Raw genomic sequence first — 19,464 nt, 5'->3', positions numbered from 1 at the left:
GGGACTACTTATCTACTTATTTTTTTGCTGAGTCTTCGCTTGTTCGATCGCAATTTCCCTCACTGCTTGCAAAGAACTCAAATTCGATGAGCCCTCAATCGCCTTCACCGCCAAATCTTGAACCTGTTTCAAAGCAGAATCCAATTGTTTCGACAAGCTAGCAAGGCGCGCATCTTGATTTTGAATTGTCTGTAACATCCCTTGAATTTGCAGTTCATAATTTTGCTTTTGCCCTTCGATATCTTTAGCAGACAAATCAGCCTTAACTTTAGCTTGATAATTGCCAATATTGCGGCCGTTATCTTTCCCGTTCTTGATATTAGCTTCCAATTCTTTCGGGAAAGCTTCTACCTTAGCTTTCACCTCAGCATAAAGTTTTTCCCGTTCCGAAATAGATTTTTCGCGTTCCGCCCACTGTTTCTCCTGTTCTTGCTGAAACTCTTCAATTTCTTGATACAGCCTTTTCTGGCGCTGTTCGTATTCTTCGATGTCCAGATTTCGCTGAAGATTCAACTCATAATCATACAACTCTTCATCCCGCTGGCGAGCTTTTTGGTGATGCTCATTGCGTTCTTTAATAGCCAACTTGTGGAGTTCCTGCTCTTTTTCCCAAGCTTGCCGGCGTTCCAACAATTCCTGTTCAACAGTTTCGCGCTGTTCGCTGAGTTCGCCAGCAAAAGTTTTCGCGCTTTCTTCATACTGTTGAATTAAATTGTCCAGCGTATCTTCTGCAACATCTTCTAAACTGTGCAACTCTTGCAGTTGTTGAATTTCATCGCCCACGGTGCGCCGCAATTCTTCGAGTTTAGCAGCTTCCGAAGTTAATTTCTCCGACAACTCACTGACAGCGCCACCAAAGCCAAATTGCAGCAAAATCAAATTGTCGATTGTAGACTGCATTTTTTGTGGATTTTGAGTTAAAGCCATTGGTTTTTGTGCCTCCACAATAGGTTTTTCGGGGGCTGCTGTTTGCTTTTGGGAAGCGTTTAGCTGTTGGATTTGCGATTCTAGCTGCGCTTTTTCTTGCGCTGCTTCCTTGTACGCTTCTAAAATTTCAGCTTTGGTGCTTTTGTCGCTAACTCTTTTGTTCATGACTTTTCATTCCTTAATAGTTGGGAAAATTTCTGTCATTTTTCCGTAAGGTGGGCATTGCACACCTTACTGGGTTTTAAGCTTTGCTGGCAAAAGCTTTCATGGCCAAATCTTGCGCTTGCTTCATCGTGGCTTGCAGTTGCGCGGAAGTTTCGGCGATTTGTTCGGTTTGTCGTTCAATAGTCTGCTGCAAAGATTGCGTTTTCAATTCATATCCTTGCTTAGTGCTTTCCCATTCTTTATCCACTAAATCTGCCTTGACTTTAGCTTCGCGGGAAACTTCTTGAATTGCTTCTTCTTTGGCTTTGACATAAGCCTGTTTGAGTTCTTCTTCAAATCCGGCGGCTTTTCTTTGATTCTCTTCAAACTCCGCTTGATTGTCGCTGAGGACTTTTTCCCGTTCCACCCAATTTTTCTCTTTTTCGCGAGTAGATTCTTGCAAGTCCCGTTCTAGTTTGCGCTTCGTTTCTTCGTATTCGTCGGTTTCGATTTTGCGAGTGCGCTGTAATTCGTATTGATAATCTGCTGTTTCTTCTTGGCGCTTTTTAGTTAGGAGTGCAGTTTCTTCTTGAACTGCTGCATCAAATTCTTGCTGTTCTTTTTCCCAAATTTTGCGTTTTTGGGTCGTGTCTTTTTCGATAATTTCGCGTTGGTTAGCAGCGTTTTGTTCGAGCAGGGTCAATTTTTCTCGGTGCTCTTGAGTTAAAATGTGGAGGGCGTCTGCTACAACTCGGATTTGCTGCAACTCTTGCAATTGTTGGGCTTCGATTTCGATCGCGCGTTTTAATTCGTCTAATTTTGAAGATTCCGCCTTTAGTTTTTCGGAAAGTCCGCTGATGATGCTGCCGAAATCTAATTGCAAGTCAGCCAAGCCTTTGACTATGCTGTCAATTGTGTAGGTGGAAGCGACTTCGAGGAGTTGTTTGTTTTTGGCTTTTTCGGCTGACTGTTCTTTGGTTTCGACTTTGGATTCGATCTTTTTCTTGTCGGCTAAAATCTGCTGAAAGTTTTGCAAAATTTGGGCTTTGCTATCCTTGGCAGTTGCTATTGTCATAATGTTTGCTTCTCCTGATTCTAAGTTTTAGACACTTGTGACTGAAACGTTTTTAGTTATTCTAAGTTGCGGAGTTGGCTGAGAATGGAACGGTACTTGCTGGCTGCGTCGGGTTTTTCTTCGGGATTATCGCTGGCTAGCATTTTGAGAAGTTTCCAGCAGCGATCGCACCGATTTCCTTCCCAGCAGGCGCACTCATCAATTATACTCAAAAGTGCGCCTTTTAGCAATTGATTTTCGGCTAACAAAGCTCTGTAATTCCGCTGGACTGATTCGGCAACTAAAGTCATGTGCTGGAAGCCTTCGGTGAGACTTTCGATGTCGTTAACTGCATCTGTCCGAATTTGGTCTAGCAGCTCAAGATTCTCTCTCAAACGGCTTTCTTGCAGGTTTGGTTTGGTTTTCAGCTTGGTTAATTTCTTCATTTCAGTCTGTTGTAACAGTTATGGTAAAGGCGCGATTAAATCGCGCCTTTACAACAAAATTAGAACAAGTCAGCAGTTAATTGGTCTTCGGCTGGCGACAACGACATAGCGCTGTTAGAATTCAAAGCCATAGCATCGCTTTCACCGCCAGCGTGAGCGGCCATCAAGCGCGCAACTTCCTGGGGAGGGAGATTATCCAAACACACCATTTGCCGCGTTCCTTCTAAATCGATCATCCGAGATTGATTGCTCATATCGGACAAAATAGCTGCTGCTTGGTCGATAATTGCCCAGTTGCTACGCTCCATCCACGACCATTTTAAACTGTAATAATTGATTGGTTTAACGAATCCGCTGTCGTCTGGTTTTTCGCCGGAATGCTGGGTAAACTCGGGAATGAAAATACCTGTAGCAGGCTCTACTCCGCGAGATTGAACTGAGGCAACTAAGCCGTTAAAATCGCTCAAACTGCGGTTTTTGATGTATGTCACCATGACTACTCCTTGTGGCAATTCGCCGGTTTCTGCGACAAACCACAGTTGACCCCATAGTGTGTGGGAAGTTTGACCGAGGGAACCGAAGAATTTGGAGAATTTGAGGATTGTCATTGAGCATTTTGAACCGTAGTCGGTGTCGCCGATCGCCCACTGGCCACTTTGGCAATTGTTACGTACTGCGATCGGGATTTCTGGTACTAGCAAAGCATTGCTCGGTTTGGCACCAAATACTGAAAATGTAGGTCTTTCTTGTGTTTTAGTAGTCATTGTTCGTTTTTCCTTAGTTCTTTATTGCTTTACCGGGAATTGGTAATTGGTAATCAGTTAAATCTCGTACATTGCTGGTGGCCGAACTTCGATTACCGAATGAGATGTGTTGTCGCTTTTGGTTCGGGATAGGTATACTCAAGCATCGCCTCTTGTTGAGCTTTAATAATCCGCAGCGCGGCGAGCAAATGCTCTAATGTTTCTAGGTGCGCTGGGGTGAAGTGGATGCTGAAGCCTTCGCCATCCCGCGCGTAGCCGGGACAAACCAGTGAGGCTGAGCTTTGTTCTTCGTGGGTGGCGATGTATAGCCAGTCATCGTCTTCCAGCTTGTAATGCGTGTCTGTCCAGGTTCTCAGCATTTGCGATCTGCTCCTCCTTATTTGCTGCGTACAAGCGTTTTGACGCCCAGCGCTTCTCACTCCTCTGAAGTTAACGACGCTATATGTAGCGTGTGAGCTAGGCTAATTTGCACCCTTAACCCTACCAGTCAGGTTCGGTAGGTTGATTAAACCGTCAACTAACTTCATGGTAGCGCGGGTTGATTTTCCCGTCAAGTATTTTGTTGAACTTTTCATCAAAACAGGCTAGAATGCTTGTCAGGAGGCAAAAAACCGTGGAACAAACATTTGGAAGACTGATCCGTCAAGCTCGCAAGGACAAAGCTTACTCACAACGTGAGCTAGCAGCTATGCTAAGTGTGGACTTTACTTATTTGTCGAAGTTGGAGAACGATCGAGCGGATTATGCGCCAAAAGAGGAGGTAATCCGAGCATTAGCGCGGAATCTAGACATAAACGAAGAGGAATTGATTTTCTTGGCGGGGAGGCTGCCGCAGCAGTACGAAGCGCTGCTGAAGCAGAATCCGAAGGAAATGCAGGCTCTTTTCCGCCGAATGCAAGAAAATCCAGATTGGCTCAAACAGTCTTTTGAAGCGTAAGAGAGGCCCCTCATAGTGAGTATTTTTAAGCCGTATTGCTTCTATCCCAAAGAAACGATCGAGCGTTTGGCAAATGACATCTTGATGCAGATGCAGAAAACGCAAAATTTTGCTCCGAGATGGCCTTTTGATGCGACAACGGTTGCTGATTTTCTGGATTTGGGCGTAGTTTGGGAGTGCATTGAGCCGGATGAAGAAGGTGCGATCGCGGCGAGGATTTTGCCGCAGCAGCGGTTAATCGAAATCAACGAACAGATTCTCGAAAAACCGCCGGGGTTCATCGAATCGACGATCGCCCACGAAATCGGCCACTGGGTGCTACACGTCAATCAAGACGAAGCAGACGGCACTGTGGAACAGTTGGAATTAAACTTAGGGAATGAAGGAAAAACGGCATCTGATGTCGAGGAACCGTTTGTTTGTCGGGGTGCGAGTGCGGATAATAAGGTTTTGTCGATCGAATGGCAAGCGCAATATTTTGCAAGCTGTTTGTTGATGCCTCGGTGTATTTTGGAGGAAAAAAGACAGGGACGCGATTTAACTAAGTGGTCGCATTTATACAAAATGAGAGATGAATTGGGAGTGAGCATTTCCAATTTGACAAACCGCTTGCAAGAATTCGATTGGATTTACATTCCCAAGGGAACGCGCGAGATTTATGCCGGGAAAGATGCGGCAAACGGGCAGCAGCGATTGTTTGGATAAAAGTGCGATCTAATTTGAGGTTTGAGATTTGGAAGCAATTCTTAAATCTCAAATCTTTAAAATTAATTTCTAATTAAGTTACATTTTATGCTAACCAATATTGAAATCCTGCTGGCAGCTTGTGAGGAATTAAATATCCCTTACGAAATCCTGCATCCTTCCCAAAACTTGATTAGACTCAAACAGGGCGGCGAAGAATATTATTTTGTCAATTACATGACGCCATTTAACAGCGCGTCAGTAGCAGAAATTTTTAAAGACAAAGAATATACTTATCAACTATTAAACGGCAATATAAATACTCCCAGAACTCTCGGTTTTGTCTCGCCTCACTGCGAGGAGAAGTATAAAAAGTATTTGACTTTCCCAGATATTGAATCCATAGTTTTAGAAGTAAACAAAAAATTCGCTTTCCCGGTGATTCTCAAAAGAAATCGCGGTGCTGGTGGCAACAATGTTTTTTTGTGTGAAACTAGAGAGCCAATTAAAGAAGCCCTAGAAATTATATTTAACGTCAATAGCAAAGATTATGACCATGTGGCGCTAGCTCAAGAATATATCGAAATTGCCCACGAATATCGGGCTGTATTCTGCAAAGAAAAGCTAGTTTTGCTGTACGAGAAAGACAAATCTCAGGCTAAATTTGCGGGAAATTTAAGCCCGCTGCACTGGGAAGGTGCAAAAGCCAAACATATAATTAACTCTAATCTCATGTCCGAGATTGAAGATTTTGTTAAACCTGTTTTTGCAGAAATTGCGATTAATTATGCTGGGCTTGACATAGCAGTAGATAAAAACGGAGCATATTGGTTAATTGAAATTAACTCAAGTCCCAACTACGATATATTTGTGAGAGATAACGATCGCCAAATTGTCGTAACAATGTTTAAAGGCATCTTGGATACCTTGATTGTTAACAAAAAGCCGTAAATGCTCGATTTGAATGTACTCGATCGTATTTAGATGAATGTGGTGTAAGCTGTATTTTAGCTGAAAGGCTTTAAGCGAAATAGGTTTCAGCCAATAACTTAAAATTCACATTTTTTAATTTAATGTAGCCATCCATGAAAGGCAAGCTATCTTGTAACAATTCTGAATCATCAGGTAGGTAGCTAGGGAGCCAAAAGCTACTCCGAATACTCAAATTACTGTATTGATCCTTTCTCTTCTCTAAAGTCTTTTGAAGCAAGTGCTCATAGACAAACTGTTTACGGATACTTCTACGTTTAATTTCTTCAATTTTGTTTGGATCTCGGAAGTATTTAATGTCTAAGTATTTGATGTCGATTATTTCACAAAAATATTCATTTTGATGGAAAATTTCTTGAATAAAATTATTAAATTTTTCCTTCATTTTTTCAACTGTTATATTTATGCTTCTATCCCTCAAAAGTGAGAATTGAAAAATAGCAAAATTTGGGTCATTATAGAGAGGCCCAGAAAATACACCCAAGCCTTCAAGAATTTCTTTATAAAATCTATCCCAGTCGGTAATGTGGTTTTTTAGGGCTAAATAAAAGACATGATTAAAGTAATCCATTTTATGGACAGATTCGGAATCAAGCGGAAAATCGATTTCCCAAAATGAGTAAAAATTTTGGGGTAACCGAGCATTAATAATCACATCTACTGAGTTTTTATCACTCTTATATAATTCACGTAACTTGTTGATAGTATGATTATCAGGTGTTTGACCAATATAAACAACTTTCACACTGGAATTAATATCAAGACCATCAATGGTCGTTTTATAGCCATAATCATCCCAATTATTAGCAGACACTTTATAATTCTTTTCACCTTTGATTTTATGGGCAATCAAAGTTAGTATAATCGCATCGGGAATCAGTTTAGAACCATTTATCTCGAAAGCATTTGATAAGTGAATGAGCTTATTCGATGATTTTGCTCTTTCCACTGTGCGAGAACTTACATAACGATCATCCAAATACAGTAGCAATGAGGGCTCGACTATTTGTACTAGATGAGTCAAACACATCGACTCCCAGACACTATGAAAATTTTTAATTCCCCAAATTTCACCATTTTCTGCTTGATGCCAATTGCCATAAATAAATAACTTGATTGCTTCGTAATACTGCCAATAATCAGCATCTTTTATGGGTGTATTATGGTCAATTGTTTCTAAGGCCTCCTTGAGTATATCTAAAACCTGCTCATAACTCTGTTCATCAAAAAGACTGTCTTGATTTCCGAGATGGTGCTGACGAAATCGCTCAGCTAATGCTGTAATTTCAGCATTTACCCCTTCTCCAAGTTGCTGCTTAATCTCGCAAAAGAGATAGCAATACATCGTGACAATATCAGTAGATTCAAACTGCATCACTCCTCGTGGAAATAGCATTTCATCGACATAAGCTGCATGATTAGGTAAATACACAGCTTGGTGTAAGTATTTATGAATCTGGCTGACATCAAACTTGTTACTTTTGCCCAATCGATAAGCCAGGGCTAAAATTTTTGGTTCCTCATAAGCCTTCAAAAAGTGAGTAATAATGTCCAGCTTCGAGTAAAATATATTTTCTGAGTTGTCTTCATCATCTTGAATTTCAGAACCGCGATGACTGTTAATTACACCATCACGATCCTGGGTGCCAAACTCATCAATATCATCTATATAACCTTTCTCAATACAGATTTCTTTAAAAGTGCCGAAAATTTTATATAGTAGGAAAAACAAATCTCGTTTACCTACAAATGTGTCAAGCTCAGATAGTCGAGCATCAAACCCTTTAGGTAGATAAAAGTACAGTTCGTCATCTTTCTTTTGAATGCCAACAAACGAGTAATTATTGGGGACTATTAACTTTAAGGAATTGAAGTTAATCATAATTGGCAAATCCTAAAAAAATTATTTTTTACCCAGCTCACCTACTTTCCTCATAAATTCTTGCATCAAATCTAGAAAGTCTGAATATGCTGTTAATTTTACCGCATTATCGGAATCCGATAAAAACTCCTCTATCGGTCGTTTATCTCTCGCAAATACACTATCCCAAAGATAAAACATTAATTTATCTTTTACTTGCTCAAGATCGACTTTATCGTCTTCTGGTTTTATGAACCACCAACCAATTTGTTTATCTTCAATCCGCCGAATCACCTGATGATTTGATTTAATCAATTCATTAATTCCCAGAATATAATCTGACCATGCTCCTTGTGGCTCACCATTAATTATTAAGTTCACATCTCGCAATTCTTCTGGAATAGATGCGCCTCTTACTGGAGCCTTAACATATTCCCAGTCCCACCGCCGCTTAAAGGCACTATCGAGGTAGTAAATTGATTCATCCGAAGTGTTAATTGTCGCGAGAATAGACAAGTTATGTGGAATATTAATTCGCCGTTGTTGTAGAAGACTAAATACTCTGCTACCATCAGGATTTTCTGAGGCTAATTCATCTTTCCTTCGTTGACAAAAATCTTCACAAGGTATTTTAGCCTTTCCTTCTTTAATTTCAATTGTTCCATCTTGAATGCTTGGCTTTAGGCGCATTGCTTCCAGTAAGCCAACTAACTCCATTTCAGAAATATCGACTTCATAACTCGACCAGCCATCACTTTCGCGATCCAGCAACTGAAATACAGTACCAAAAATAGCTGCCGCATTTCCTCTATTTAATTCATCAATTACCAGCAGGTAATGGTCTTTATTACCGTCAATTAAACCTTGGTATGCCATTCCCAAGATGCGGATAAAATGTCCTGGATAAAATTTATAAATAATGGAGTTGCCTTGGGTGAGTGGCAACAATTTCCCCATAAAATCAGCATAGGTGTACTCTGGATGAAACACTGTCTTGACAGTGTTACTAAGCATTTTGGTAGCTTCATCGAAAGGAATTTTTAATTGATCTATAGCAATTTTCCGAATCTGGTAGCTTTTTCCCGTCCCTGGACTACCAAAGAGAATCTTTTGAATCGGCTTAATATTTTCAGGCATTACGGCTATCTAGTATCAACTTCAATACTTTCCACCAAAAAGTATAACATATTCTCTTTAGCAAGATCGAAAAATATTCCCATTAGCCTGAAATTTGACGCATGAAGGGGCGATCGCACTTCTTCACACGCTAAAATAAACTTAGTCACAATTCCATGAAAAAAATGACAACACAACTACTAGAACTAGAGGGAACGTGGGAAGAAATTCTCGCCCAATCAGCCAAATTTGCCGATCGCCGAGTTCGCATTATCGTTCTTGCTGATGAGGAACCCCTGAAGTCAGCCGAAGACTGTTTTCGTCAAGGATGGCACGAAGCAATGACAGGAGAGACTGTACCGCTTTCTGAACTGTGGGAAGGTATTGATGCAGCGATCGAGATGATGCAGTCTCTGCCAGAAACTTTACAGCAGCAAGTAGCAGAATACTTGAAAGAGTATATCGCCGACTTAAAAGATGAGCTTCAATGGGACGAATCTTTCAAGAAAACGCAACCGCAACTTGTGGCTGCGGCCCAACGCGCAAAACAAGAAATTGCTGAAGGAAAGGCACAGGAAATGAGACTCAATGAGTTATGAAATCTACCACCCTTCCTTCCTTTTGGGAAAAATACAATTCTCTTGACAGTAAAGTAAAAGAGCAAGCTAGAAAAGCTTATCGTTTCTGGCTGGAAAATCCCTTTCATCGATCTTTGCACTTCAAGTGCATCAACCAGGAAGAAAATATCTGGTATGCGAGAATCACGCGCGGCTATCCAGCAGTGGGGATTTTACAAGGAGATACCGTGACATGGTTTTGGATTGGAAACCACGATGATTATGAACGTTTTTTCTAGTAATCAGGCCGGGGCGGGTTTTCGAGATGGTTGGTTTCAGGCAATTATTGTTAGCGAACCCGCCCCTACATCGCCTGGAATCTTGCCTGTTTCACAAGAGTTAAAAACTTACATTCTTTCCAATACTTTAATCCCCAACAACTCCAAACCCAATTTCAAAGTTCTTGCAGTCAAATCGCACAAAATCAACCGCGAAGTCCGCAACGGTTCCTCAGCTTTCAAAACCGGACATTGCTCAAAAAATTGATTGAATTTTTGACTCAATTCAAACAAATACTGACAAATTCGATTCGGCAACAAATCGCCACCAACAGCATTCACAACTTCATTCAACTGCAATAAATGTTTGGCTAAAACCAACTCGGCATCTGACTGCAAAATCACTTTTGCACCAGAATCTAAATTATCAAAATTAATCTCACCTTTGCGGCGAATTCCCTGCACGCGCACGTAAGCATACAGCATATATGGAGCGGTATTTCCTTGCAATGCGAGCATTTTGTCGTAACTGAAAATATAGTTGCTGGCGCGGTTTTGACTTAAATCGGCATACTTAACGGCACTCAAACCAACTGTTCGAGATACGTTAGCAATAAATTCTTCAGTTTCCTGTCTTTCCTCGACTTTTAATCTCTCTTCTAAATCTTGGCGTGTGCGGACGATCGCCTCATCTAACAAATCTTGCAACCGCACTGTATCACCCGAACGGGTTTTGAGTTTCTTGCCGTCTTCTCCCAATACCAAACCGAAGGGAATGTGGACAATTTCGACATCTTCAGGAATCCAACCAGCTTTTCTGGCTACTGCAAATACTTGGGCAAAATGGTTTGCTTGTCCCGAATCGGTGACATAAATTAAGCGCTTTGCATTGTCTTTTTGTATCCGGTAGCGCACTGCTGCTAAATCTGTTGTGGCGTAGTTGTAGCCTCCGTCGGTTTTTTGGACGATTAGCGGCAGTGGTTCGCCTTCTTTGTTGGTGAAACCGTCTACAAAAACGCATTTCGCGCCGTCACTTTCAACTAGCAAACCTAGAGTTGTTAAATCTTCGACTACAGCGGGCAATAGAGGATTGTAAAACGATTCGCCGCGTTCGGTTAATTTGATATCGAGCAAGTCGTAGATTACTTGAAATTCGCGGCGCGATTGATCGCACAGCAATTTCCAAGCGCGGCGGGTGTCTTCGGCGCCTGCTTGCAGTTTTACTACTTCTTGGCGGGCGGTTTCTTTGAAGGTTTCGTCTGTGTCAAAGCGCTGTTTTGCTTGGCGGTAAAATGCGACTAAATCTCCTAAGTCTAGGGCGTCAGCGGTTGTGAGGGCTTCGGGGTGAACTTCGCGCAAGTATGCGATCAGCATTCCGAATTGGGTGCCCCAGTCGCCGATGTGGTTGATTCTGAGTACGTCGTGGCCTTGGAATTCGAGGGTGCGGGCGATCGCATCTCCGATGATTGTCGATCGCAAATGTCCGACGTGCATTTCTTTGGCTATATTCGGACTCGAAAAGTCGATCGCGATTGTCTGAGGCGTTTTCGCCGGTTCAATCCCCAAACGCGAGTCGCCGGCGATCTCACTAATTTGCGCTTCCAAATAAGCCGGTTTCAGCTTCAAATTGATAAAACCGGGCCCGGCGATTTCTGGGGTTTCGCAGATGTCAGTAATATCTAGGTTTTCGATGATTGTCGAGGCGATCGCCCGTGGGGGCTTTCCTAACTTTTTCCCCAAACTCATCGCCGCGTTGCACTGAAAGTCCCCAAAGTTGGGATTGCTGGCGGCGGCTAGCATCGGATCTGCACCTGCGTAACTTTCGCCGAATGCAGCGGTGAATGCTTTTTCAAATTTTGCTTTTAACTGTTGGGCGATCGAGTTCATCTTGAATATTTTGATTGGATGTTTATTTTAAACTCTAGATTAAGCACTTTTTGCCAATAATACTCTTACTACTTAGGTAATTTCCCTCGGGTTCTCTCCCTGTGGCCCTCTCCCCCTCTCCTCACCTAGTAGGAAATTTTGTACTTAGCTTTGAGCTGCTGATGCGATCAAAATCATAAAAATACTCGGTAAGTGGGAAACGAGCGAGTCTTTAGACCTGAGAGGAAAACGACTCGGCGGTTTCAACCGCCTTGAATCCCCTTGCGGGGTAGAGGGGTATGGTTGCCCCTCTGCGGAGATATGGTTGTCTCCAAGCCCTTACGGGTAATGTTAGCTTCGCCAAGGTTATGAGAGCTTTTTAGACCTGCAACACTGTTTCAGTGACTTTAAAACTGTTTAATTGCAGATGACAGAGCAAGGAACTAGCTTCGCATTCTCCCGGTGTCGTGACTCAAATAACGTAGTCAGTTAAGACTTAGGCTGGTCAGTATAGCTTGCTCAATTACTCTTACAAGCTCAGTGGCTTCAGCCCTGAGTTACTGACTGGCCGTGATAGCACAGAGTACATTTTATCACAGTTGCGATCGCTACACAAATTAAAAATTATCACATCAAGTCCATGATCTCGATCGCTAGATCATTTTGTTAAATCGCTTACATTAAGGTATGTTAAAATTTTTTCAATGCTCCCAAAAATCCTACGAAAGGAAGTAGTTATGTTATCTCAACCAATTTTTGGCGATCGCTCTCTGACCCACGCCTTTTATCAAGCAGTAATCGCTCGCTTCTACGACGGTTTCAGTCTCTCCACCCAAGCACTATTACGAGAGTGTACCCTCGGCTTCGCCCCTTGTCCCGATGGAGTCAAAACCTTTTTCATCATCGCGCCGAGTCTGGATGCAGCAGAGCAACTAATTGACAAAATGGACAGTATTTTGGAGCGAGTTGCCGAACTCATGGCTGGAGTCGGACAAGTTGCCCTGTGCATAGTTCCCCCCGGCAGCGAAGCAGAGCAACCGATAGATCTGGAAGACTTAGAAAAAGTTCCCCCGGATTGTCTGGCTTGCAAATTCTTTACAATTATATGGGCCGATGCTGCGACCGATCGGTAAAATTGACAGTTAGCAACCAGCAACTCAACACGGTTCGGCCCAAGCTGTGCCTGTGTCGGCGCGGGGTAGATTGTCTGTTAGTTACACTCCCTGGAATTATCGGGCAAAGCGTGCAGGTAATTTAGAGCGTTTGCAAGGTTGCACTCGCAATCTTTGGCAAGTGTTAAACCAGACAAAATATATATCAAAGGCCCGCTTGTCAGTCGCTCAGATTTTTACCTGCCGGCTCAAACAGCCGTGCATCTACTTTTTACATTTCCAATAAAGGCCACCAAAAAGCCGCATCAACTCTCCTCGGTGTCTCGCTTCAAAAGACAGCAGCAGGAATTAGGCGGTATCGCTGGAAAATAGAGTTTTGCGAAATATCTGCTGAGGTTCAGAATAAGCAGAAATATTATCAAAAATAGATAAGATTTGCGCGCGTTGACCTCAGAAACCGGGTTGATACCAATTTTTTATGAGGCCCCGTAGAATCAGATCCCCCCTAGCCCCCCTTAATAAGGGGGGGACAAGATTCCGCTCAAAGTCCCCCTTCTTAAGGGGGATTTAGGGGGATCGAGATATGTGCAACTTCACATTAAATTGGTATGAGAGGCCCGCGCTTCATATTCGCGGTTCGCTGCGAACTTGACAGAAAATAGGCTATTTGTGGGCGAGTCACAAGCTATAGACAGAGCAAAGCTCAACTCAAAAAAAGATGAGTTTCCCAGCGGCACGCAAGGCAGTGCAGAGCGATCGCACCACAGGCTCATAGAAGTTGTTAAAAATTTCAGTTGAAAATTTAAATTATTAAATTTTATGCCTAACATTGGCGATAAAATCTAAGATTGAAATTCTCAAATCTGAAATCAAGACATCATGGTAAAACTGACACCAAATCCCAGCTTTAGTTTAACAATTCGGGTTGCTCTGCCGAACCAGCCGGGAATGCTGGCAAGAGTCACCAGCGCGATCGCATCTGTCGGCGGCAACTTCGGCCAAATCGACTTGATCGAGCAAACCCGCGCCACTACCGTTCGCGATATCAACGTCGATGCCTCCAGCCTCGAGCACAATGAAGAAATAGTGCAAGCAGTGAAAGCACTGCCAGATATCAGAGTGATCGACGTGTACGATCGCACTTTCAACTTGCACCGCGGCGGAAAAATCAGCGTAGTTAGCAAAATTTCCCTCAAACGCCAGTCAGATTTGGCAATGGCATACACCCCTGGAGTCGGCCGCATCTGCACTGCGATCGCCAATGACCCCCAACAAGTTTATAACCTGACAATCAAACAAAATACTGTTGCTATTGTTACCGACGGTAGCGCAGTTTTGGGACTGGGAAACCTCGGCCCTGCCGCCGCACTGCCAGTCATGGAAGGCAAAGCCATGCTATTTAAAGAATTTGCAGGTATTGACGCCTTTCCTATCTGTTTGAATACCCAAGATACTGAGGAAATTATTCGCACAGTGCAGAATATCGCCCCGGTTTTTGGCGGCGTTAACCTCGAAGATATTTCTTCTCCCCGCTGCTTTGAAATCGAAGCAAGATTGCGGGAAACCTTAGATATTCCGATTTTTCACGACGACCAGCACGGCACTGCAATTGTCAGTTTGGCAGCATTAATTAATGCCTTGAAAATCGTTAAAAAAACCATCGCAGAAGTGTGTATCGTGATTAACGGAGCCGGTGCGGCCGGAGTCGCGATCGCCCGGTTGTTGCGTAAAGCAGGTGCCCAAAACATCATCATGTGCGACTCCAAAGGCGTTCTCTCCCAAGACCGCACGGATATGAACCCAGAAAAACTAGAATTTGCCGTGGCTTCGAGCGGTACTTTGGAAGATGCGATCGCCGGTGCCGATGTATTTTTAGGCGTCAGCGCCCCCGGCGTAGTCACCCGTTCGATGGTGCGTTCGATGGCCGAGAATCCCATTGTTTTTGCAATGGCAAATCCCATTCCTGAAATTCAGCCAGAATTAATTATGGAAGATGCGGCGATCATAGCAACCGGACGCAGCGATTACCCGAATCAAATTAACAATGTTTTGGCATTTCCGGGGATATTTCGAGGTGCTTTGGACTGCAAAGCAACCACGATTACGCCCAGTATGTATTTGGAAGCAGCTTATGCGATCGCCTCTTTAGTCAGTCCTTCTCAGCTTGACAAAGAGCACATTATACCGTCTGTTTTTGACGAAAGAGTGGCCATTGCTGTCGCCGGTGCAGTGCAGTTGGCGGCCCGATCCGAAGGTATCGCCCGCGATTAATTGAAGGAAGTTCGGCAACGGATTATGTAACGGATGTAACGGATGTAACGGATGTAACGGATGTCCGTCGGAAGAAGGAAGAAGGAAGAAGGTTGGAGGGAAGATACCATGTATAAATTAATGGTGTTTGTACCAGTTTTGTACTTCTTCTTTTGTGATTTTTCGGGTTTCTTCTCATTCCCTCTTTCTTCCTCCCCGTTGATTATTACTCACTTTTGTTTCCCCATCTTGTCTTTTTCCTCAACATCCATCCGTTAAATCCCGATCGCGCGATCGTTGCCGAACTTCCCTCGAACCTCCAACATCCAACCTCTTCCTTCTTCCCTCGAACCTCAGCATCGATTCGTTACATCCGTTAAATCCCGTAGACGGCTCGTTGCCGAACTTCCTTCTTCTCTCTTCCTTAATCAAGGATAAAACTCACAACAATAAACAAGATAATAAAGATATAATTAAATCACCCAAGTCCCGCTAGGTCAGATGCAAAGCCAGTTAGGAAAAGCCAAGCGCGCTCGCTGCAACCGCCCATTGTTAGAACTGTGCCCGATCGGGCTGGCATTGTGCCGGACGGACGGGACTTTTATCGACGTAAATCCAGCTTTTGCAAATATTATCGGCCGCACAGTTGCAGAAACTCTCCACCTCAACTATTGGGAAATTCAGCAAACACAGTGCGCGGGCCCAGAAACATATCTAGAATGTCAAGCAAAAAATAGCCACACGCACCTGTGCGAAGCAGCATACAAACATAAAAACCAGCATCTCGTACCCGTGCGAGTTTCCGAGCGGGCAATTGAAACAGAGGGACAGTGCGCGATTTGGCTAAGTGTTGAAGAAATCTTTAATAATCGGGATCAAAATAGCGCTCCCCTGGAATCAGCGCCGCCGCACAGCAATTCACATCTAGAAAAATTGCTGGCAAAGCAGACTGCCCAACTGGAAAAAACTCAGAAGCTACTCGAAGAAAAAATCGCCGAACTGGAACAAACTCAAAACAAATTGCGTCTCCAAAGTCAAATTATCGACCAATTTCACGAAGCGGTGATTTCTACAGATATGGACGGCTCGATCGCCATTTGGAATCAAGCCTGCAAAAAGTTATACGGCTATGAAGAAAGTGAGGCGCTCGGACAGCACATTTCTCTCATTTACCCGCCCGAAGAACACGAGTTTTTGTTAGAGCAAGTCATCAAACCGCTACAAGAAAAAGGCGAGCATGAAATAGAAGTTATAACACGCCGTAAATCTGGAGAACAATTTTTCTCGCACCTGATGCTTTCGCTATTGAAAGACAATACGGGAGAAGTTGTGGGGATGATGGGTTCTTTAACAGATATCAGTCCTTGCAAAGCTTTAGAACAAGAATTAGCACAAAGACAATCACTATTTGATGCCTTTTTGAAGGAGGCGCCGGCGGGACTTTGCATTTTGGACTCGCAACTGCGGTACGTGCAAATTAATCAATTTCTAGCAGAAATAAATTGCTTGAGTCCAGCAGAACACATTGGCAAGACTGTACGCGATATATTGCCGAATATCGCTCCAATAATAGAGCCTTTGTACGAAAAAATTTTGAGGACGAAACAACCCTTAATTAACATGGAGATGAGTGGTGACAATCCCAGAAAGCCTGGGTTTGTCCGACACCTGACAGGCTCTTATTTTCCCCTGCTCGAAAAAGATGGGGAGGCGATCGGCATCGGTGCAGTTGTAATTGACATTAGCGATCGCAAACAAGCAGAAGCTGCGCTGCAAAAAAGCGAACAGCTTTACCGCACTATGGCAAGCAACTTTCCTAACGGCGCGGTGATGTTGTTCGATCCAGAAATGCGCTACACGCTGGTAGAAGGTACAGAATTAGCCGCCGTGGGGCTTTCCAAAGAATTGATGGAAGGCAAGACAATCTGGGAAGTATTCGAGCCAGATTTTTGCGCTGCTGTCGAGCCAAATTATCGGGCGGCACTGGCAGGAGAAACAGTTGTTACAGAATTTATTTACAGCGATCGCATCTACCTCGGTTATACTTTGCCAGTCAGAAACGAACGGCAAGAAATTATCGGCGGATTGCTAATGACTCAAAACATTACGGCTCGCCAATTAGCAGAAGAAGCGCTCAGGGAAAGCGAGGACAAATACAGGTGCATTGTCGAGACAGCAGACGAAGGAATTTGGATGATAGATACGGAGGGTAAAACTACTTTTGTCAACAAAAAAATGGCCGATATGCTCGGCTGCACTCCAGAGGAAATGATCGGAGAGTCGCTATTTGCTTTCATGGATGCAGAAGGCATCGCGATCGCACAAGCCAGTCTCAAACGCCGCCGTGAACAAATTCGCGAACAGCTCGATTTTAAGTTCCGTCGCCGAGACGGCAGCGACTTGTGGGCGATGCTTTCTACTAATTCCTTGGCAGACAAACAAGGACGCTATGTGGGCGCTTTGGCAATGGTTGCCGACATTACCGATCGCAAGCAAACAGAAGCCGCATTGCAGCAGTCGGAAGCTAAATTTCGATCGCTCTACGAATTAACCAGTTTGCCTGTTTTTATGTTATGTGACAATGCCATCACCGATGCCAACACAGCCACCCTACAACTATTCGGCTGTACTACCCCGCAAGAGTTGTACGGCCAAAACCCTGGCAAACTCTCACCTCCTTTGCAACCCAACGGCAGAGATTCTTTGAGCTTGGCCCACGACATGATAGCCATCGCCTTTGAGCGGGGAAAGCACCGTTTTGATTGGGTTCACCAGCGCTTAGACGGTACTGATTTTCCCGCAGAAGTGGTGCTGACAGTCATCGAGGTGGGAAATGAAAAAATTATCCAAGTAGTGATCCAAGATTTAACCGATCGCAAACTTGCAGAAGAAACTTTAGTGCGATCGGAAGAAGCGCTCAGACAGCAAGCTCAGCGAGAATTACTGCTCAATCAAATTGCCAACCAAATCCGCACTTCTTTAGATTTAGACACAATTTTAGCAACAGCAGTTCAAGAAATTCGCAATCTGATGCACCTAGATTGGTGCATCTTCACTTGGTATCGCCCCAACACCAATCCTCCGCTGTGGGACGTAACTTACGAAGCGAAGAATGCAGATTTGCCGAGTATGCTTGGCACTTATCCTGTAGACGACAAATCTAGTCTCGCAGTGCGACAGATTTTGCGGCGAGAAATTCTGCGAATTGATGATGTCAGCACTTTTGAAGATGTAGAATTGCGCGAACTTTTCCAGGCTTCAAATTTTAATTCAGTGCTGTCGCTGCCAATTCATACTGCTGCAGGCGATATTGGGGTGATTACCTGCTATCAGGCTATGTCGATGCGAAATTGGAGCGAATCGGAAGTCGAACTGATGCAAGCGGTGGTCGCTCAAATTGCGATCGCGATCGACCACGCCGAACTTTACACCCAAACGCGCACAGCGGCCCGATTAGCTCAAGCTCAAACTCAACAGCTAGAACAAACTTTACACGAACTCCAACGCACCCAAACTCAATTAATTCAAAGTGAAAAAATGTCGAGTTTGGGCCAGTTAGTAGCAGGCGTCGCCCACGAAATTAACAACCCGGTTAATTTTATCTATGGCAATCTCAGCTACACCAGCGAATACACTCAAAATTTGCTAAAAATGCTGCAACTTTACCAGAAGGAATACCCGCAGCCGAGCGCCAGAATTGTAGAGGCCAGGGAAGACTTTGAAATTGATTATCTTATTGAAGATTTACCGAAAATTTTAGCCTCTATGAAATTCGGAGCCGATCGCATCCGCGACATAGTGTTGAGCCTGCGAACTTTTTCAAGACTTGACGAAGCCGAAAAGAAAGAAGTTGACATTCACGAAGGCATTGAAAGCACGCTGCTGATTTTGCAAAACCGCCTGAAACATAAAGCCGATCACCAGACAATTAATGTCATCAAAGAATACGGTAATTTGCCTTTAGTTGAATGTTATCCCGGTCAGTTAAATCAAGTATTTATGAATTTGTTGAGCAATGCGCTAGACGCATTGGAAATGGAGATGAAGAAATCCGATCGCACCGACAAAAATCTCGCAATTACGATTCGCACCCAAGTAACCGACAATAACAGCGTTGCCATATGGATAGCTGACAGCGGCCCTGGGATGAGCGAAGATGTGCAAAAGCGCTTGTTTGACCCGTTTTTCACTACTAAACCCATTGGCAAAGGAACTGGCTTAGGATTGGCGATTTCGCACTCTATAGTAGTAGAAAAACACGGCGGCAAGCTTTCTTGCATTTCTGTATTGGGAGAAGGTTCCGAATTTGCGATCGAGATTCCTCTGCAGCAAAAAATAAATTAAAACCCATTGTATCGGTATCATATCATCTGTGTGCGATCGACCGGATTTGATAAGGATCACGAATTAAATAACTTACAATTTTAATTGTTATTGTGGGATGGGCGTCCCGCCCGTCCTTTTTGGACGGGCGGGAC

At 43.6% G+C, this 19,464-nt stretch carries 18 protein-coding genes; 9 read left to right on the top strand and 9 right to left on the bottom strand.

Annotated features, from left to right (window positions below; all coding sequences use genetic code 11):
* Nucleotides 1-12 precede the first annotated feature (12 nt).
* The 5 genes from QUA00_RS26435 to QUA00_RS26415 form a co-directional block, all read right to left on the bottom strand.
* Nucleotides 13-1,092 (bottom strand): hypothetical protein, encoded by a 1,080-nt coding sequence (locus tag QUA00_RS26435; protein ID WP_333411720.1) that lies wholly within the window; start codon nt 1,090-1,092, stop codon nt 13-15.
* A gap of 76 nt (nt 1,093-1,168) precedes the next feature.
* Nucleotides 1,169-2,146, bottom strand: a complete 978-nt coding sequence (locus tag QUA00_RS26430) for a hypothetical protein (protein WP_333103325.1) — start codon at nt 2,144-2,146, stop codon at nt 1,169-1,171.
* A 56-nt stretch (nt 2,147-2,202) separates the two neighbouring features.
* Nucleotides 2,203-2,571, bottom strand: coding sequence for a hypothetical protein (locus QUA00_RS26425; protein ID WP_333103326.1), 369 nt, complete (start codon nt 2,569-2,571; stop codon nt 2,203-2,205).
* Nucleotides 2,572-2,630: 59 nt separating this feature from the next.
* A complete protein-coding gene (locus tag QUA00_RS26420; protein ID WP_333411719.1) occupies nt 2,631-3,335 on the bottom strand; it encodes a hypothetical protein in 705 nt (234 codons plus the stop codon).
* Between the two features lie 92 nt (nt 3,336-3,427).
* Complete coding sequence (locus QUA00_RS26415) at nt 3,428-3,694, bottom strand: hypothetical protein (protein WP_006634886.1); 267 nt, start codon at nt 3,692-3,694, stop codon at nt 3,428-3,430.
* A 254-nt stretch (nt 3,695-3,948) separates the two neighbouring features.
* Between QUA00_RS26415 and QUA00_RS26410 the strand changes: the two genes are divergently transcribed.
* The 3 genes from QUA00_RS26410 to QUA00_RS26400 all read left to right on the top strand — a co-directional run bounded on the left by QUA00_RS26410 (nt 3,949) and on the right by QUA00_RS26400 (nt 5,907).
* Nucleotides 3,949-4,272, top strand: coding sequence for a helix-turn-helix domain-containing protein (locus tag QUA00_RS26410; protein WP_006634885.1), 324 nt, complete (start codon nt 3,949-3,951; stop codon nt 4,270-4,272).
* 15 nt (nt 4,273-4,287) lie between these two features.
* A complete protein-coding gene (locus QUA00_RS26405) occupies nt 4,288-4,977 on the top strand; it encodes an ImmA/IrrE family metallo-endopeptidase (RefSeq protein ID WP_333139673.1) in 690 nt (229 codons plus the stop codon).
* Nucleotides 4,978-5,064: 87 nt separating this feature from the next.
* Entirely contained in the window at nt 5,065-5,907 is an 843-nt protein-coding gene (locus QUA00_RS26400; RefSeq protein WP_333411718.1) for a YheC/YheD family protein, read from the top strand.
* Between the two features lie 70 nt (nt 5,908-5,977).
* Here the strand turns inward: QUA00_RS26400 and QUA00_RS26395 are convergent, their stop codons facing one another.
* Nucleotides 5,978-7,828, bottom strand: a complete 1,851-nt coding sequence (locus QUA00_RS26395; RefSeq protein WP_333411717.1) for a hypothetical protein — start codon at nt 7,826-7,828, stop codon at nt 5,978-5,980.
* 21 nt (nt 7,829-7,849) lie between these two features.
* Nucleotides 7,850-8,944 carry a restriction endonuclease gene (locus QUA00_RS26390; protein WP_333411716.1) on the bottom strand — a complete coding sequence of 365 codons (1,095 nt, stop codon included), beginning with the start codon at nt 8,942-8,944 and terminating at the stop codon, nt 7,850-7,852.
* Between the two features lie 164 nt (nt 8,945-9,108).
* On the opposite strand from QUA00_RS26390, the gene QUA00_RS26385 reads away from it, so the two are divergent.
* On the top strand, nt 9,109-9,522 hold the full coding sequence (locus tag QUA00_RS26385; protein ID WP_333411715.1) for a hypothetical protein: 414 nt from the start codon (nt 9,109-9,111) through the stop codon (nt 9,520-9,522).
* Nucleotides 9,519-9,779, top strand: coding sequence for a ParE family toxin-like protein (locus QUA00_RS26380; RefSeq protein WP_333411714.1), 261 nt, complete (start codon nt 9,519-9,521; stop codon nt 9,777-9,779). Before QUA00_RS26385 ends, QUA00_RS26380 begins: the two co-directional genes overlap by 4 nt.
* 108 nt (nt 9,780-9,887) lie before the next feature.
* Here the strand turns inward: QUA00_RS26380 and argS are convergent, their stop codons facing one another.
* On the bottom strand, nt 9,888-11,645 hold the full coding sequence (gene argS, locus QUA00_RS26375) for an arginine--tRNA ligase (protein WP_333411713.1): 1,758 nt from the start codon (nt 11,643-11,645) through the stop codon (nt 9,888-9,890).
* A 716-nt stretch (nt 11,646-12,361) separates the two neighbouring features.
* On the opposite strand from argS, the gene QUA00_RS26370 reads away from it, so the two are divergent.
* The 3 genes from QUA00_RS26370 to QUA00_RS26360 all read left to right on the top strand — a co-directional run bounded on the left by QUA00_RS26370 (nt 12,362) and on the right by QUA00_RS26360 (nt 15,007).
* Nucleotides 12,362-12,757: a hypothetical protein gene (locus tag QUA00_RS26370; protein ID WP_333411712.1), complete on the top strand. Its 396-nt coding sequence runs from the start codon at nt 12,362-12,364 to the stop codon at nt 12,755-12,757.
* A 648-nt stretch (nt 12,758-13,405) separates the two neighbouring features.
* A complete protein-coding gene (locus QUA00_RS26365) occupies nt 13,406-13,534 on the top strand; it encodes a hypothetical protein (RefSeq protein WP_333305750.1) in 129 nt (42 codons plus the stop codon).
* Nucleotides 13,535-13,615: 81 nt separating this feature from the next.
* Nucleotides 13,616-15,007, top strand: a complete 1,392-nt coding sequence (locus QUA00_RS26360) for a malic enzyme-like NAD(P)-binding protein (protein ID WP_333305752.1) — start codon at nt 13,616-13,618, stop codon at nt 15,005-15,007.
* Nucleotides 15,008-15,247: 240 nt separating this feature from the next.
* Here QUA00_RS26360 and QUA00_RS26355 read toward each other — a convergent pair whose 3' ends face one another.
* Entirely contained in the window at nt 15,248-15,418 is a 171-nt protein-coding gene (locus QUA00_RS26355; RefSeq protein ID WP_333411711.1) for a hypothetical protein, read from the bottom strand.
* Nucleotides 15,419-15,487: 69 nt separating this feature from the next.
* On the opposite strand from QUA00_RS26355, the gene QUA00_RS26350 reads away from it, so the two are divergent.
* Nucleotides 15,488-19,330 carry a PAS domain S-box protein gene (locus QUA00_RS26350; RefSeq protein WP_333411710.1) on the top strand — a complete coding sequence of 1,281 codons (3,843 nt, stop codon included), beginning with the start codon at nt 15,488-15,490 and terminating at the stop codon, nt 19,328-19,330.
* The last annotated feature ends 134 nt before the right edge of the window (nt 19,331-19,464 follow it).

It is taken from the genome of Microcoleus sp. T2B6 (assembly GCF_036700475.1).
In the GTDB taxonomy this organism is placed as follows: Bacteria; Cyanobacteriota; Cyanobacteriia; order Cyanobacteriales; family Microcoleaceae; genus Microcoleus.
Note: the sequence above shows the minus strand (reverse complement) of the source record. Positions and strands in the feature narration are given on the sequence as shown.

What these genes read in the sequence shown, in the direction of transcription:
- QUA00_RS26435 (WP_333411720.1), bottom strand. Translation starts at nt 1,092, where the DNA reads ATGAACAAAAGAGTTAGCGACAAAAGCACCAAAGCTGAAATTTTAGAA.
- QUA00_RS26430 (WP_333103325.1), bottom strand. Translation starts at nt 2,146, where the DNA reads ATGACAATAGCAACTGCCAAGGATAGCAAAGCCCAAATTTTGCAAAAC.
- QUA00_RS26425 (WP_333103326.1), bottom strand. Translation starts at nt 2,571, where the DNA reads ATGAAGAAATTAACCAAGCTGAAAACCAAACCAAACCTGCAAGAAAGC.
- QUA00_RS26420 (WP_333411719.1), bottom strand. Translation starts at nt 3,335, where the DNA reads ATGACTACTAAAACACAAGAAAGACCTACATTTTCAGTATTTGGTGCC.
- QUA00_RS26415 (WP_006634886.1), bottom strand. Translation starts at nt 3,694, where the DNA reads ATGCTGAGAACCTGGACAGACACGCATTACAAGCTGGAAGACGATGAC.
- QUA00_RS26400 (WP_333411718.1), top strand. Translation starts at nt 5,065, where the DNA reads ATGCTAACCAATATTGAAATCCTGCTGGCAGCTTGTGAGGAATTAAAT.
- QUA00_RS26395 (WP_333411717.1), bottom strand. Translation starts at nt 7,828, where the DNA reads ATGATTAACTTCAATTCCTTAAAGTTAATAGTCCCCAATAATTACTCG.
- QUA00_RS26390 (WP_333411716.1), bottom strand. Translation starts at nt 8,944, where the DNA reads ATGCCTGAAAATATTAAGCCGATTCAAAAGATTCTCTTTGGTAGTCCA.
- QUA00_RS26385 (WP_333411715.1), top strand. Translation starts at nt 9,109, where the DNA reads ATGACAACACAACTACTAGAACTAGAGGGAACGTGGGAAGAAATTCTC.
- QUA00_RS26380 (WP_333411714.1), top strand. Translation starts at nt 9,519, where the DNA reads ATGAAATCTACCACCCTTCCTTCCTTTTGGGAAAAATACAATTCTCTT.
- argS (WP_333411713.1), bottom strand. Translation starts at nt 11,645, where the DNA reads ATGAACTCGATCGCCCAACAGTTAAAAGCAAAATTTGAAAAAGCATTC.
- QUA00_RS26370 (WP_333411712.1), top strand. Translation starts at nt 12,362, where the DNA reads ATGTTATCTCAACCAATTTTTGGCGATCGCTCTCTGACCCACGCCTTT.
- QUA00_RS26360 (WP_333305752.1), top strand. Translation starts at nt 13,616, where the DNA reads ATGGTAAAACTGACACCAAATCCCAGCTTTAGTTTAACAATTCGGGTT.
- QUA00_RS26350 (WP_333411710.1), top strand. Translation starts at nt 15,488, where the DNA reads ATGCAAAGCCAGTTAGGAAAAGCCAAGCGCGCTCGCTGCAACCGCCCA.